This is a genomic window from [Roseibacterium] beibuensis (assembly GCF_039542305.1).
Taxonomy (GTDB): Bacteria; Pseudomonadota; Alphaproteobacteria; order Rhodobacterales; family Rhodobacteraceae; genus Roseibacterium; species Roseibacterium beibuensis.
Genome location: NZ_BAABHW010000002.1, coordinates 508,812 through 523,481, shown reverse-complemented (window position 1 = coordinate 523,481; position 14,670 = coordinate 508,812). Strand labels below are relative to the sequence as shown.

Here is a 14,670-nt window from a genome sequence, read left to right as displayed (position 1 = left end):
GATGGAAACCGGTCCTGTCCCCCTTGTCAAAGACCTGCTCTTCGTGGGCGGGGGCCATTCGCATGCGCTGGCCTTGCGCAAATGGGGGATGAACCCGGTGCCCGGCGTGCGGGTTACGGTGGTCAATCCCGGCCCGACCGCCCCCTATTCGGGCATGTTGCCGGGCCATATCGCGGGGCATTACGACCGCGACGCGCTGGAGATCGACCTTGTCCGCCTGGCGCGCTTTGCCGGGGCGCGGCTGATCTGCGACCGGGCTATCGCGTTGGACGCCTCGGCCAAGACCGTGACGCTCGCGGGGGGGCGGGTGCTGCGCTACGACATCTGCTCGCTCGATATCGGGATCACGTCTGAAATGCCGTCGCTTCCGGGCTTTGCCGAGCATGGCGTGGCCGCCAAACCCCTGGCGCGTTTCGCCGACCGGTGGGCCGAGGTTTGCGCGGGGACCGGGCCGATCAGGATCGCCGTCATCGGGGGCGGCGTGGCGGGCTGCGAAGTGGCCATGGCCTGCGCGCACCGCATGAAGACGTTGGGGCGGGCGGCCGAGATCTGCGTCATCGACCGCGGCACGATCCTGAACAGCGTGGTCCCGGCGGCCCGCCAACACTTGCTGAAGGCGCTGAGGGACTGGGGGATCACGCGGCACGAGGGCGTCGCCCCGGCAGAAGTCACGGCAAGCGACATCCGGCTGGAGGATGGCCGCCGCATCCCCTCGGACCTGACGCTTGGCACCGCCGCCGCCCTGCCGCAGGCCTGGGTGGCCGAGACGGGGCTGGAGGTGAAGGATGGCTTTCTCGTCGTTGATAAATACCTGCGCTCGGTCAGCGATCCGACGATCTATGCCGCCGGGGACTGTGCCCATTTCGCACCCGACCCGCGCCCCAAGGCAGGCGTCTACGCCGTGCGCGCTGCGCCGATCCTTGCCCACAACCTGCGCGCCGACCTGATCGGGGCGCAGCGCCGCGCGTTCAAGCCGCAGGGCGATTTCCTGAAACTCATCTCGATGGGCGATCAGCGCGCCGTGGCCGAGAAGGCGGGGTTTGCCGTGGCGGGCGGGGCGCTGTGGCATTGGAAGAATTCCATCGACCAGAAATTCATGGAGAAGTTTCGCCAGCTTCCCCGGATGGAGTCCCCCCGTCCGCTCGCCAACGCGGCCAAGGGCGTGGCGGCAGAGATCTCCGGACCCGCGCCGTGCGGCGGCTGCGGGGCCAAGCTGGGCGCCGGGGCGCTGTCGAACGTTCTATCCGGCCTGCCTTCGGCGAATCGCAAGGACGTGGAGCGCGTGCCGGGCGACGATGCGGCCGTGCTGGTGATGGGAAAGACGCGGCAGGTGATCTCGACCGACCATTTGCGCGCCTTCGCGCTCGACCCGGCCTTGGTGGCGCGCGTGGCGGCGATCCATGCACTCGGCGATGTCTGGGCGATGGGGGCGGTCCCGCAATCGGCCCTGGCCAATGTGATCCTGCCCCGCATGGCGACCCACATGCAGGGGGCATGGCTGGACGAGGTGATGGCTGCCGCGGCCGACGTCTTTGCCGCCGAAGGGGCCGAGGTGGTCGGTGGCCACAGCTCGATGGGATCGGAGCTGACCGTGGGGTTCACGGTGACCGGCCTTCTGGACGGACCCGCCGTCACGCTGACGGGCGCGCAAGCCGGCGACGCGCTGATCCTGACCAAACCGCTTGGAACCGGCGTCATCCTCGCCGCCGAGATGCAGGCGAAAGCCCCCGGCGACCAGGTCATGGCGGCCTGGGCGGCGATGGCCCGCCCGCAGGGCGACGCGGCGGCGCTGTTGGCGCCGCTGGCCCATGCGATGACGGATGTGACGGGCTTCGGCCTGGCTGGGCACTTGTCGAATATCTGCATGGCCTCGGGCGTCGGCGCGCGGGTTGACGTCTCCGCCATCCCGCTGCTGGACGGGGCCGAAGCGCTGGCCGATCGTGGCATCCGCTCGACGCTGTACCCGCAGAACCGCGCCGCCCTTCAATGGACGGTCACGGCCCCGGAGAGCCCGCGTGCCGATCTGTGCTTCGACCCGCAAACCGCCGGCGGCTTGTTGGCCGCGCTGCCCGAAGCCGATGCGACCAAGGTTCTGCCCAAGATCCGCGCGCTCGGCCATGACGCGGCGATCATCGGTGTCGTGACCGAGGGGGCGGGGATCACACTCGCCTGACGCCTAAAGCGCGCGGTCCAGTTTCGTCGTCAGGTGGATCAGGCTTTCGGAGCTTTTCACGCCGTCGATCTCGCCGATCCGGTCCAGCACGGCATCAAGCGCCTTTGTGGTCGGCGCGGCAACCTCCAGCAGCAAATCCACCCGGCCCGAGGTGGTGTGAATGCGCTCGACCTCGGCCACCGCGCGCAAGCGGGACAGGATGGCGGCCTGGCTGCGCGGTTCGATGGTCAACAGGACCGAGGCGCGGATACGGCCCGCCCGCGCCGCTTCCCCCAGCTTGAGGGTGTAACCCGCGATCACGCCGGAGTTTTCCAGCCGTTCCAGCCGCGCCTGAAGCGTCGAACGCGCCACCTTCATCTTGCGCGCCATCACCGCGACGGACATCCGCGCATCGCCCGCCAGCAGGCGCAGGATATCCCTGTCGATCTCATCCATCATCAGAATTGCCCGTCATTTCGTCACTTTGCCAACACCTTTGCGCAAATCGTTCAAAGTGACCAGTGAAACCGCCGGTTTTGCGCGGCATCCTTTTCCTGCGAGCAGCCCAACAGGAGACGCGCAATGACCGTCACCCGCCCTTTCCACATGACGCCCAAGTCTTACCTCGTGGCCGAGCAGCCCGATGACCCGGTGCTGTTCCTGTCGCCCGAGATCCTGGCGCAGACGGCGCGGCGGTTCCTCGACGGGTTTCCCGGCCTCGTCACCTACGCTGTCAAGGCCAACGCGGCAGGCCCGGTGGTCGAGAACCTCGCCCGCGCGGGCCTCACGGCCTTCGACGTGGCCTCGCCCGCCGAGATCGCGCTGGTGCGGTCCATCGCGCCGGAGGCGGCGCTGCATTACAACAACCCCGTGCGGTCCTGCGCCGAGATCGACGCAGCCATCGGCATGGGCGTGACCTCCTACTCGATCGACGATGCGGGCGAATTCGCCAAGCTGGTCGAGGAGGGCGTCCAGCCCGGTGCCGAGATGACCGTGCGCTTCAAACTGCCGGTCGCGGGCGCGGCCTATGATTTCGGCGAGAAATTCGGCGCATCGCCCGAGGCCGCGACCGATCTGCTCCGCGCCGTGGCCAAGGCCGGGTATCGCCCGTCGCTCACCTTCCATCCCGGCACGCAGTGCACCGATCCCGAGGCTTGGGTCAGCTATATCGACGCTGCGGCCGAGATTGCACGCAAGGCGGGTGTCACCCTCGACCGTCTGAATGTCGGCGGCGGATTCCCGTCGCGCCGGATGCAGGCGGATACGCCGCCGCTGGAGGCGATTTTCGACGCCATCGGACGCGCGGTCACGCGGGCCTTCGGCGATGCCCGCCCCGCCTTGGTCTGCGAACCGGGCCGCGCGATGGTGGCCGAGGCGGTCAGCCTTGCCCTGCGGGTAAAGGCGCTGCGCCCCGGCATGGTCTACCTCAACGATGGCATCTACGGGGCGCTGGCGGAACAACCCGTCATGGGCATGACCGACCGCCTGAGCGTTATGGGCCCGGATGGCGAACTGCGCTGCGCGGCGCCTGTCCCGCGCCTGATCTGGGGGCCGACCTGCGACAGCCTCGACCGCATTCCGGGCGCCGTCGCCCTGCCCGGTGACCTGGCCGAGGGGGACTATTTGCTGATCCACGGGATGGGGGCCTATTCCACCGCGACGATCACGCGATTCAACGGCTACGGGGCGATGCGGATGGCCACGGTGCGCAGCCTGGCGTGACGCTGACCTCGCGCGCCCTCTGGACAGGGCCGCGCATGCCCCTACTGTCCGATCCAAGGTGATCGTGTGGACATGGGACGACAGGCATGACGAAATTCGGCAGCAGCCAACCGGTGACGCGGCTTGAAGATACCCGGTTCTTGACCGGCAAGGGGCGCTATATCGACGACAACGCCCCCGAAGGCGCGCTGCGGTCCTTCGTGTTTCGCAGCACGCAGGCCCATGGCGACATCACGACGCTGGATGTGTCGGACGCGCGCGAGGCGCCCGGTGTGCGGGCCGTCTACACCGCCGCCGATCTGGCCGCGCACGGTCTGAAGAACGCGATGCGCTTCTCGACGGTCGCGAACCAGGATGGCAGCAAGGGCGCCGCGCCTGACCGGACGATCCTGGCCGAGGGGCGCGTGCGTTTTGTCGGTGAACCCGTGGCCTTCATCGTGGCCGAGACCCTGGCCGAGGCGCGCGATGCCGCCGAGTTGATCGAGTTCGACATCGACGAATTGCCGGTCAAGCTGGACCTTGCACCGGGCGGCCCCGCGATTCACCCCGAGGCCCCCGAGAACGTCGCCTATGACTGGGCCATCGGGGATGCCGACGCGACCGAGGCCGCGCTGGAGGCCTCGGCCCATCGCGTGACGCTGACGACCCATGACAACCGCATCATCGTCAACAGCCTCGAACCGCGTGGCTGCTACGCCGAGATGGAGGGTGACCGTATCCACCTCGCCCTGAACGGCCAGGGGGTCTGGGGCCCGAAAAAGGACCTTTCCAAGTGGTTTGGCTGGGAGGCCGAGCGCGTCCACGTCACCACGCCCGACGTGGGCGGCGGGTTCGGCATGAAGGCCATGGGCTACCCCGAGCAGTTCCTTGTCTCGCTGGCCGCGCGCGAGTTGGGCCAGCCCGTGCACTGGATGGCCGAACGGACCGAGTCGATGCTGTCGGACAACGCGGGCCGCGATCTGGATGTGACCTGCGAGTTGGGCTTCGATGCGGATTACAAGCTGACCGCCTATCGCGTGGACAGCGTCTCGAACCTCGGGGCCTACAACTCGCAATTCGGGCAGGGCATCCAGTCCTCGCTGTTCTCGAAGGTGCTGACCGGCACCTACGACATCCAGACCGTGTTCATGCGCAACCGCGGCATCTACACCAACACGACGCAGGTCGATGCCTATCGCGGCGCGGGTCGCCCCGAGGCGATCTACGCGCTGGAGCGCGCGATGGACTACGCCGCGCGCGAGTTGGGCCTGGACCCGCTGGACCTGCGCCGCCGCAATTTCATCAAGCCCGACCAGTTCCCCTATCGCTCGGCCACGGGCGAACTGTACGACGTGGGCGATTTCCCCAAGCTGCTGGACCGTGCCGTGATCGAGGCCGATCTGGACGGGTTCGAGGATCGCCGCGCCGGGTCCTACGGGCAGGGGCGGCTGCGGGGCCTCGGCGTCTGCTATTACATCGAGTCGATCCTGGGCGACCCGGACGAGACCGCGACGATCGAGCTGACCGAGGATGGCGCGCGCGTCTATGTCGGCACCCAGTCGAACGGGCAGGGGCATGAGACGGTCTATGCTCAACTGCTGCACGATCAGACGGGCCTGCCGCTCGACAAGATCGAGATCGTGCAGGGCGACAGCGACCGCATCGCCACGGGCGGTGGCACGGGCGGGTCACGTTCGGTCACGGTGCAGGGCATGGCGATGCGCTCGGCCGGCACCGCGCTGATCGGTGGGCTGACCGAATTCCTGGCTGATGATATGGACCAGCGCGAGATCGGTTTCGATGCGGAAGAGGGCGTGTTCCGCGCGCCGGGGTCGAACGTGGTCGTGACGCTGATTGAGGCGGCCGACCGCGCCCGCGCGGCAGGCAAGGCCGAGTTGTGCAGCGCGACCCGACACGAGGAACTGCCGGGCCGGTCCTACCCCAACGGGTGCCACGTGGCCGAGGTCGAGATCGACCGCGAAACCGGGGACACCCGCGTGGTACGCTATACGGTGGTCGATGATTTCGGCAACCTGATGAACCCGCGCCTGGCCGAGGGGCAGGTCCATGGCGGCGTGGCCCAAGGCATCGGGCAGGCGATCATGGAACGCGTGGTGTTCGACGAGGACGGCCAGCTTCTGACCGCGACCTTCATGGATTACGGGATGCCAAGGGCCGAGGATACGCCCTTCGTCGCGTTCCATACCGAACCGGTCCCCTCGATCATGAACCCGCTCGGCATGAAGGGCTGTGGCGAGGCCGGCACGGTCGGGGCGCTCGCCGCCGTCGCCAACGCGGTGCAGGACGCGCTCTGGCCGCTTGGCGTCCGGCAGGTGGACATGCCCTTCACGCCCTCGCGCGTCTGGGCGATGTTGCAGGATCAGACCGATGGGAAGATCGCGGCGGAGTAGGGGCATATGGACCCGGCTTGCCGGGTTTCGCAACGCGCCCCCGCGCCTGCCACAGGTGCGCCCGCCGCAGACGCACGTGGTCCTGCTCGATGGCACGATGTCCTCGCTCCGCAAGGGGTGGGAGACGAATATCGGGCTGACCTATCGTTTGCTGCTCGACCTGCCCTCCGACGCGAATGTCACGGTGTATTACGAGCCGGGCATCCAATGGCGGGGCGTCCGCCGCGCCCATGAGGTGATTGCGGGGATCGGGATCAACCGGCAGATCCGCCGGGCCTACCTGTTCCTCGCCCGCAATTACCGCCCCGGCGATCGGATCATCCTGATGGGGTTCTCGCGCGGGGCCTACGCGGTGCGGTCGCTGGCCGGGCTGATCGACAAGATGGGCCTGCTGCGCCCCGCGCAGGTGGACGAAGACACGCTCGACCGGGTCTATGATTTCTACCGCCACGCGCCCGAATGCACCGAGGCGCGGGCGCTGAAAGCGGCGCTCTGCCACGAGAGGGTCTCGGTCGATTTCCTCGGCGTCTATGACACGGTGCGCGCGCTTGGCATCCGCTGGCCGATCCTGTGGCGGCTTCTGCCCATGCCGCACCCGTTCCATTCGCATATCCTGGGCCCCTCCGTCCGGTGCGCGCGGCAGGCGCTGGCGCTGGAGGAAACGCGCGATGTCTACGCGCCGGTCATGTGGACCTGTCCGCCGGACGAACCGGCGCCAAGCCATGTGCAACAGATGTGGTTTCGCGGCACGCATGGCGATGTCGGCGGGCAGATCGACGGATGGTCGCCCGCGCGCGGCCTGTCGAACATTCCGCTGGTCTGGATGCTGGGTGAGGCCGAGGCGGCCGGCCTGCCGCTGCCGGTGCATTGGCGGCATCGTTACGTAACCGACCCTGACGCGCCCTCGATCGGGACCTTCATGGGGGCGGGCAAGTATTTCCTGCTGCGTCACCGGCGGCCTGTCGGGCTGGACCCCTCGGAATGCGTGCACCCGACCGCGCGTGCGACGGCCCTTGCACGGGGGGAGCGGCTGCCCGACCCGCCGTCCCCGGCCATCCCCGCCTGAGCCGGGCGGGGGCGCTGCCGCGTGGCTCGGCCTGCGGCCTGCGCCCACGACGGCGGTGGCCGCGCTGGCGCGCGGCGGAGGTGCGAAATACGGGCCACAGATCAGGATTTGCGGGGCTTGGCGCGCAGGGTCGCCTCGGCGCGGCGCGGGTCCTCGGGCCAGGGGTGCTTGGGGTATTGCGCGCGCATGTCCTTGCGCACATCGGCATAGGAGCCGTCCCAGAACCCCGGCAGATCGGTCGTGACCTGCACCGGGCGCTGCGCGGGCGAGAGCAGGACCAGGCGCACCGGCAGGCGGTCACGCCCCACGGTCGGATGCTCGGTCACGCCGAAGACCTCCTGCAAGCGCACGGCCACCTCGGGCACCTCTCCGCCGTAGTCGATGGCGAGCGCGCGCCCCAGCGGGGTTGTCCAGCCCTTCGGCGCGAGGCGGTCCACCTCGGCCATCCGGTCCCATCCGATCCAGGCCGACAGGGCATCGTGGGGGTCGAACCGTGCCAGGCCTTCGGCATCGCGAATGCCGCCGAGAAAGGGCGCGGCCCATTCATGCAGGTGGTCGAGAAGGGCTGAGTCCGACAGGTCCGCGACGCCCGAAAACCGCACCCGCGCACGCAGAAGCCGCGCCTGTTTCGTCCAGCCAAGCGCGCCGAGGCCAAGGTCGCGAATCCCCTCCAGCAGCGCGTCGGTCACGGCCTCGGGCGGGGCGTTCTTCCACGCGCGATCCTCCAGAACCAGCGCGCCGAAGCGTTCCTGCCGCCGCGCCTCGACCCGGCGGTGGCGCCTGGACCAGTGGCAGGTCTCGACCCACCCGATCCGGTCCCCATGGACCGCGCGCAACTCGGCTTCGGACAGAACGGCGGCCTGACGGATGCGCGCCTCGCGCCGGTCGCCATCGAGGTCGGTTGCCACGATCAGGCGCTGACCTGCCAACGCATCGCCATCGGGCAGAACAGCCCCCTTGCCGCCGGACAGGACATAGCGCGGCGCATCCCCGGGGCGGCGCAGCCCAACCCGGTCGGGATAGGCCAGCGCGGCCTGTGCGCCGGGCGACAGGGGCGGCCCGTCCTCGAACCGGGCCAAGCGCCTCGCCTCTTGCCGGATGCGGGCGACAACCCCGCGATCAGCCCCCATCGCCGCAGGATCATCGAGTGCCCGCAGGCGCAGGGCCAGGTCGGTGCCGCGCCCGCGCAACGGGTCCCGCTCGGACAGGAGCGCGGCCAGCCGCGCCGCGCCGGGGCCGCCCAGCCGGACAAGATGCCCAAGGCGCGGGTGCAGCGGCAGGCGCAAGAGCGCGCGACCGTGTTCGGTGATCCGCCCCCCTTCATCCAGTGCCCCGAGGTCACGCAGCAGCGTCCGGGCCTCGGACAGCGCGCCTTCGGGCGGCTGTGTCAGAAAGGCCAACCCCTCGGACCCGCCCCACGCGGCCAGTTCCAGCGCGAGATTGGCGAGGTCGGCGGATTCGATCTCGGCCGGGGGAAAGCCGGGCAGCGCCCCTTCCTGCCCCTTGGTCCAAAGCCGGTAACACACCCCCTCGGCCACCCGGCCCGCGCGGCCCCGGCGCTGCGTGGCCTCGGCGCGGCTGACGGGTTCGGTCACCAGCCGCGACATGCCGCTGGACGGGTCGAACCGTGCGCGACGCGACCGGCCCCCATCGACGACGATGCGCACATCCTCGATGGTGAGGGAGGTTTCGGCGATGGAGGTCGCCAGCACCAGCTTGCGGCCCTGCGCCTCGGGCCGGATGGCCGCGCGCTGCTCGGCGAAGGGGAGCGCGCCGTAGAGGGGGCGCAGATGCACATCGCCCGGCAGGCGCCCGTTCAGCAGGGCGGCCACGCGCCGGATTTCGCCTTCGCCGGGAAGGAAGGCCAGACAGCCGCCGGGGGCATCCGACAACGCCTGCTCGATCAGCCGCGCCAGTTCGACCTCCCACCGCGCGCCGGACGGCAGGGGACGGTCGAGATAGCGTGTTTCGACCGGGAAGGCGCGCCCCTCGGACGAGATCAGCGGCGCATCGTCCAACAGCGCGGCCACCGGCGCGGCGTCAAGCGTGGCCGACATCACCAACAGGCGCAGGTCCGGCCGAAGCGCGCCGCGCACCTCCCATGCCAAGGCAAGGCCCAGATCGGCATTGAGCGAGCGTTCGTGGAACTCGTCGAAAATCACCGTGCCGATGCCCGGCAATTCCGGGTCGTCCTGCAACATCCGGGTCAGGATGCCCTCGGTGACAACCTCGATCCGCGTGGCCTTGGAGATGCGCGACTCCCCCCGGATGCGGTAGCCGACGGTTTGCCCGACACTCTCCCCAAGCGTTTCGGCCATGCGTTCCGCCGCGGCGCGGGCGGCCAGGCGGCGCGGCTCCAGCATCACCAGGCGCCCCTCGACCGCGCCAGCCGCCAGCAAAGCTAGCGGTACGCGCGTCGTCTTGCCGGCGCCGGGGGGCGCTTGCAACACGGCGCGCCCGTGGGACTCCAGCGCCGCGATCAGCTCTGGCAGGATGGTGTCGATGGGCAGGGACAAGGGGCGATCAGTTCCGACGTTCCATACGGACGGTGCCGTAGATCGTGGCAGACGCGACCTCGGTCAAGTGCCAAAGGCCGTCGCCGGCGGGTCGAAAGGTCGCCGTGAAGTTGAAGGCCGGGAACCGCCCGAGGTCATCGGCCGGGAACCCTTCCAACCGACGATGGGTCGCGTTGCAGGTGATCATGTCGCCCTGGCGGCTTGGCGGCCCCAAGGCGACCGCGGCCAAACGCGCGCCGTCGTAGATGGACGCGTTCCAGTTGCACAACTCGCCCTCGGGGCGTGCCCGGGCCAGCCGGTACATCGCCGTCAACGGATCGACCGCACCGCGTCCGCGCGACGGGGGCACGGGCGTCGCGCTTCCGGTTCCGGCCACCTGGCTGCGGATCACGGGCGTGCCGCTTTGCCAGACCATGTCGACGCTGCTTTGCCTTTGCCCGGTGTCGACCGTCTCGCGATAGCTGGTGGCGTGCAGGCTGGGCGAGCCGAAATAGCCTTGCGCGTTCATGGTGAAATTCACACGGGCGAAGGCCGCCGCCAGCCCGGTGGCGCGGATATCGGCGGCAACGGCATAGCTGTTGCCCCCCTCGCGCGATGCCACGGAAATGCGGGCGACCGTCAGCGGCCCATACGTGATGTCGAAGGCAAAGTTCTCCTGTTCTTGGGCCGAGGCGGAGGCCGGCAGGACCAACCCGGCCAGCACAAGGGCCCCGGTTGCGCGACCTATGCGCCTGAGCGGGGCGGTCGGTCTGGACAGGGCAGGGCGAATGCGGGCAAACAGCTTGGACATATCGGAATTCCCCCCTCGGTGTGCCCCCTGAGTGTAGCAAGGAAAGACAGAGGTTCCATGACGGAAATCCAGGCCCTCGCAGACCGGATCCTTGCGGGCGACCGCCGTGCCCTCGCGCGGGCGGTGACCTTGGTGGAAAGCACGCGGGCCGATCACCGGGCCAAGGCGACGGCGCTGATGGAAGCGTTGCGGGGGGCGGACCGGCAGGCGCTGCGCATCGGTCTGTCGGGCACACCCGGCGTGGGCAAGTCCACCTTCATCGAGGCATTCGGCATGATGCTGATCGAAGCTGGGCTGCGCGTGGCGGTCCTTGCCGTTGATCCAAGCTCAGCGCGTTCTGGCGGGTCGATCCTCGGCGACAAGACGCGGATGGAGCGGCTGAGCCGCGAAAAGGGCGCGTTCATCCGTCCTTCGCCGTCCTCGTCGCAACTGGGCGGCGTGGCGCGCCGCACGCGCGAGGCGGTCAGCCTGTGCGAGGCGGCGGGGTTCGACGTCGTCCTGATCGAAACGGTGGGTGTCGGGCAGTCCGAGACGATGGTCGCCGAGATGTGCGACCTCTTCGTGCTGCTGCTGGCGCCGGCGGGCGGCGACGAGTTGCAGGGCGTCAAGCGCGGCATCATGGAGATGGCCGACCTGATCCTCGTCAACAAGGCCGACGGGGATCTCAAGGCCACGGCAACACGCACGGTTTCCGATTACTCCGGTGCGCTTCGGCTGCTGCGCAAGCGACCGCAGGACCCCGAGGGCTTTCCCAAGGCGCTGCCGGTCTCGGCGGTCGAGGGGAACGGCATGGAAACCGCGTGGCAAGAGATGCAGACGCTGGCCGAGGCGCGCAAGACAAGCGGCTGGTGGGATCGGCGCCGCGCTGAGCAGGCCGCCCATTGGTTCGAGGAAGAGGTCCGCTGGGGCCTGTTGCAGCGGCTTCACACCGATCCGCAGGTGCGCGCGGCGATGGGGGAGCGAGCGGAGGCCGTCGCACAGGGCAAGATGACCCCGGATGCAGCCGCGCGCGAGATGCTGGAGCATTTGAGCACCTAGGGCGGGATCAATCCCGCCCTACGGGTCAGTCGAAGATCCGCTCGCCCTGTTCGTCGATCACCTGCTTGGCCTTGAGGATGGAAAACCGCTCGGCCTCCTCCCGGCTCTGGATCAGGTCGGCGCGCAAAAGCTCGTGAACCTTGGTTTCTCCGTCCACATCTTTTTCGATCCGCGCCCCGAGGCGAAAGCCGCCCTCCGCCGAATGTGGCTGCGCGGTGATGCGGTATCCGTTGTAGATTTCGGGCTCCACCTCGGGCTGCGATCCGCCGCCGAAGAGCCTGGAGAAGAGGGACATGGCGCTTGCCTCATCCTTGTTGGATCGGCCGCAAGACTAGCCGGGACACCCGGTCAGGTGAAGCACCCAGTTGCGGGCCCTAGGGGCCAAGCGCGCGGACGGTGTCTGGAAAGACGCCCAGAGAGCTGCCGCGCCCTGTCACGGCGACCCTGTCGCCGACCTCGATCTGATCGAAGAATGCGCGGGGAAGGCGGCAGACCTGGTTTTGCATCAACGGGATCCTTTGAAGGTCGAGCGCACTCCGACACCAACTCACTCCACCGGGATGGTCACTTGCGGCCACGTAGACATGCGTGACGGTGTCCCGAACGAGAAGCGCATGGGTCACCGGGATCGTATGGAAAACGAACAGCTGAAGTCCGACGGCGAAAAAGACTGGGCCGAGGAGCACGTCCAACGTCTCTGCGCCCCCCTTCGACCGGGGAGCGAGCCGGTCAGCGATTGCTCCGACGACGAGGCAGGCAAGAAAGACCGGCCATCCCATGCCGCCAGCCCAGTCCATGGAGGGCATGAAGACGCCTCCACCGTCGAAGGCATCAATCACGAAGGTTAGGGCGCCGGCAAGCCAGAGGAGAAGGAAGCACCGCACGAAGATGTGCATCACCCTTTCCCGCACGGCGATCACTGATCCAGGAAACTCCGCAGCTTCCGGCTCCGGCTGGGGTGTTTCAGCTTGCGCAGCGCTTTGGCCTCGATCTGGCGGATGCGTTCGCGGGTGACGCTGAACTGCTGGCCGACTTCCTCAAGCGTGTGGTCGGTGTTCATCCCGATGCCGAAGCGCATGCGCAGCACGCGTTCCTCGCGCGGGGTGAGCGACGCCAGCACGCGGGTCGTCGTTTCCTTCAGGTTCTCCTGAATGGCGCTGTCCAGCGGCAGGACGGCGTTCTTGTCCTCGATGAAATCGCCGAGCTGGCTGTCTTCCTCGTCGCCGATGGGCGTTTCGAGGGAGATCGGCTCCTTGGCGATCTTCATCACCTTGCGGACCTTCTCCAGCGGCATCTGGAGCTTCTCGGCCAGTTCCTCGGGGGTCGGCTCGCGGCCGATCTCGTGAAGCATCTGGCGGCCGGTGCGCACCAGCTTGTTGATCGTTTCGATCATGTGGACCGGGATACGGATGGTGCGCGCCTGGTCGGCGATCGAGCGGGTGATCGCCTGACGGATCCACCACGTGGCATAGGTCGAGAACTTGTAGCCGCGGCGGTACTCGAACTTGTCGACCGCCTTCATCAGGCCGATATTGCCCTCCTGGATCAGGTCCAGGAATTGCAGGCCGCGGTTGGTGTATTTCTTGGCGATGGAGATCACGAGGCGCAGGTTGGCCTCGACCATTTCCTTCTTGGCCTGGCGGGCTTCTTTCTCGCCTTTCTGGACCTGCGCGACGATGCGGCGGAACTCGCTGATGTCGAGGCCGACATAGGTGCCGACCTGCGCCATGTCAGCGCGCAATTCTTCGACCTTCTCGCGCGAGCGTTCGAACAGCGCCTGCCAGCCGCGCCCCGATTTCTCGGTCATGCGGTCGATCCAGGACGGGTCCAACTCGTAGCCGCGGTATTCCTCGATGAACTCGCGACGGTTGATGCGCGCCTGGTCGGCCAGTTTCACCATCGCGCTGTCGATCGACATGATGCGGCGGTTGATGCCGTAGAGCTGGTCGATCAGGGCTTCGATCCGGTTGTTGTGCAGGTGAAGCTCGTTCACCAGTTCGACGATCTCGGAGCGCAGCTGCTGGTACTCGGCCTCGGCCTCTTTCGAGAAGCTGGCGTCTTCGTTCAACGTCGCCGAGATCCGCTGGTCCTGCATTTCGGACAGGCGGGTATAGTCGTCCGCAATACGGTCGAGGATATCGAGCACGCGCGGCTTCAGCGCAGCCTCCATCGCGGCGAGGCTCATGTTGGCCTGCTCGTCCTCGTCGTCGTCGTCGTCCTTGGCAATCGGGTTGCCGTCGGCATCCAGTTCGGGCTGGTCGTTCGCGGAGTCGGGCTTTTTCGCCGCGTCCCCGCCAGTGTTCAGCGTGTCGACGACGGGGGCATCCCCCTCTTCGTCCATCTGGTTGCCGAAGGTCGCGTCGAGGTCGATCACGTCCCGCAGCAGGATGTCTTCGTCGAGAAGTTCGTCGCGCCAGATCGTGATGGCCTGGAAGGTCAGCGGCGACTCGCACAGGCCCGCAATCATCGTGTTGCGGCCGGCCTCGATGCGCTTGGCGATGGCGATCTCGCCCTCGCGGCTGAGCAATTCGACGCTGCCCATCTCGCGCAGATACATGCGCACCGGGTCGTCGGTGCGGTCGAGTTTCTCGGTCTCGGTCTGGGCGACGGCCACCTCGCGCGAGGTGGAGGTTTCGACCACTTCGGTCGATCCCTTCTGGTCGTCGCCCTCTTCGGCCTCTTCATCCTCGATGACGTTGATGCCCATTTCAGAGAGCATCGACATGACGTCTTCGATCTGTTCCGAGCTGACTTGATCGGGCGGAAGAACCGTGTTCAGTTGGTCGTAGGTGATATACCCGCGCGCCCTGGCCTCGGCGATCATCTTCTTGACGGCGGCCTGGCTCATGTCGAGCCCGAGCTCCGGCTCGTCGCCATCTGCCTTGCGATCGTCGGTGTCTTTGGCCATGGGCATTCATCCTTGTTCGGCTTGGGACGGGCGGGCACCCCGAGGCGCGATGATGCGCGCATCCCTTGCATTCGCAACCTTTATCTAG

Annotated in this window: 11 protein-coding genes; 5 read left to right on the top strand and 6 right to left on the bottom strand. The window is 68.0% G+C overall.

The features are described 5' to 3' along the window. Window position 1: 1 nt before the first annotated feature. Complete coding sequence (selD, locus tag ABD923_RS09040; protein ID WP_259550334.1) at window positions 2-2,173, top strand: selenide, water dikinase SelD; 2,172 nt, start codon at window positions 2-4, stop codon at window positions 2,171-2,173. Between the two features lie 3 nt (window positions 2,174-2,176). Here selD and ABD923_RS09035 read toward each other — a convergent pair whose 3' ends face one another. Beyond that, window positions 2,177-2,608: an Lrp/AsnC family transcriptional regulator gene (locus ABD923_RS09035; RefSeq protein WP_259550562.1), complete on the bottom strand. Its 432-nt coding sequence runs from the start codon at window positions 2,606-2,608 to the stop codon at window positions 2,177-2,179. A 126-nt stretch (window positions 2,609-2,734) separates the two neighbouring features. Between ABD923_RS09035 and ABD923_RS09030 the strand changes: the two genes are divergently transcribed. From ABD923_RS09030 to ABD923_RS09020, 3 genes are all read left to right on the top strand, one after another. After that, the gene (locus ABD923_RS09030) at window positions 2,735-3,874 is read left to right on the top strand and encodes a type III PLP-dependent enzyme (RefSeq protein ID WP_259550333.1); all 1,140 of its coding nucleotides are present in this window, start codon (window positions 2,735-2,737) and stop codon (window positions 3,872-3,874) included. 86 nt (window positions 3,875-3,960) lie between these two features. Continuing rightward, window positions 3,961-6,264 (top strand): xanthine dehydrogenase family protein molybdopterin-binding subunit, encoded by a 2,304-nt coding sequence (locus ABD923_RS09025; protein ID WP_259550332.1) that lies wholly within the window; start codon window positions 3,961-3,963, stop codon window positions 6,262-6,264. Window positions 6,265-6,319: 55 nt separating this feature from the next. Next, on the top strand, window positions 6,320-7,330 hold the full coding sequence (locus ABD923_RS09020) for a DUF2235 domain-containing protein (RefSeq protein ID WP_259550331.1): 1,011 nt from the start codon (window positions 6,320-6,322) through the stop codon (window positions 7,328-7,330). Window positions 7,331-7,431: 101 nt separating this feature from the next. On the opposite strand, the gene hrpB is transcribed toward ABD923_RS09020, so the two are convergent. Both hrpB and ABD923_RS09010 read right to left on the bottom strand, forming a co-directional pair. Then, the gene (gene hrpB / locus ABD923_RS09015) at window positions 7,432-9,846 is read right to left on the bottom strand and encodes an ATP-dependent helicase HrpB (protein WP_259550330.1); all 2,415 of its coding nucleotides are present in this window, start codon (window positions 9,844-9,846) and stop codon (window positions 7,432-7,434) included. A 7-nt stretch (window positions 9,847-9,853) separates the two neighbouring features. Beyond that, window positions 9,854-10,636: a DUF3108 domain-containing protein gene (locus ABD923_RS09010; RefSeq protein ID WP_259550329.1), complete on the bottom strand. Its 783-nt coding sequence runs from the start codon at window positions 10,634-10,636 to the stop codon at window positions 9,854-9,856. A gap of 57 nt (window positions 10,637-10,693) precedes the next feature. Between ABD923_RS09010 and meaB the strand changes: the two genes are divergently transcribed. Continuing rightward, the gene (meaB, locus tag ABD923_RS09005) at window positions 10,694-11,674 is read left to right on the top strand and encodes a methylmalonyl Co-A mutase-associated GTPase MeaB (protein WP_259550328.1); all 981 of its coding nucleotides are present in this window, start codon (window positions 10,694-10,696) and stop codon (window positions 11,672-11,674) included. A 25-nt stretch (window positions 11,675-11,699) separates the two neighbouring features. Here the strand turns inward: meaB and ABD923_RS09000 are convergent, their stop codons facing one another. From ABD923_RS09000 to rpoD, 3 genes are all read right to left on the bottom strand, one after another. Continuing rightward, the gene (locus tag ABD923_RS09000; protein ID WP_259550327.1) at window positions 11,700-11,969 is read right to left on the bottom strand and encodes an HlyU family transcriptional regulator; all 270 of its coding nucleotides are present in this window, start codon (window positions 11,967-11,969) and stop codon (window positions 11,700-11,702) included. A 79-nt stretch (window positions 11,970-12,048) separates the two neighbouring features. Then, window positions 12,049-12,570, bottom strand: coding sequence for a hypothetical protein (locus ABD923_RS08995; protein WP_259550326.1), 522 nt, complete (start codon window positions 12,568-12,570; stop codon window positions 12,049-12,051). A gap of 20 nt (window positions 12,571-12,590) precedes the next feature. Further along, a complete protein-coding gene (gene rpoD / locus ABD923_RS08990; protein ID WP_259550325.1) occupies window positions 12,591-14,582 on the bottom strand; it encodes an RNA polymerase sigma factor RpoD in 1,992 nt (663 codons plus the stop codon). Between the last annotated feature and the right edge of the window lie 88 nt (window positions 14,583-14,670).

Bases quoted from the DNA above. Each gene is read 5' to 3' on its own strand.
- selD (WP_259550334.1), top strand. From the start codon at position 2: ATGGAAACCGGTCCTGTCCCCCTTGTCAAAGACCTGCTCTTCGTGGGC.
- ABD923_RS09035 (WP_259550562.1), bottom strand. From the start codon at position 2,608: ATGGATGAGATCGACAGGGATATCCTGCGCCTGCTGGCGGGCGATGCG.
- ABD923_RS09030 (WP_259550333.1), top strand. From the start codon at position 2,735: ATGACCGTCACCCGCCCTTTCCACATGACGCCCAAGTCTTACCTCGTG.
- ABD923_RS09025 (WP_259550332.1), top strand. From the start codon at position 3,961: ATGACGAAATTCGGCAGCAGCCAACCGGTGACGCGGCTTGAAGATACC.
- ABD923_RS09010 (WP_259550329.1), bottom strand. From the start codon at position 10,636: ATGTCCAAGCTGTTTGCCCGCATTCGCCCTGCCCTGTCCAGACCGACC.
- meaB (WP_259550328.1), top strand. From the start codon at position 10,694: ATGACGGAAATCCAGGCCCTCGCAGACCGGATCCTTGCGGGCGACCGC.
- ABD923_RS09000 (WP_259550327.1), bottom strand. From the start codon at position 11,969: ATGTCCCTCTTCTCCAGGCTCTTCGGCGGCGGATCGCAGCCCGAGGTG.
- ABD923_RS08995 (WP_259550326.1), bottom strand. From the start codon at position 12,570: ATGCACATCTTCGTGCGGTGCTTCCTTCTCCTCTGGCTTGCCGGCGCC.
- rpoD (WP_259550325.1), bottom strand. From the start codon at position 14,582: ATGGCCAAAGACACCGACGATCGCAAGGCAGATGGCGACGAGCCGGAG.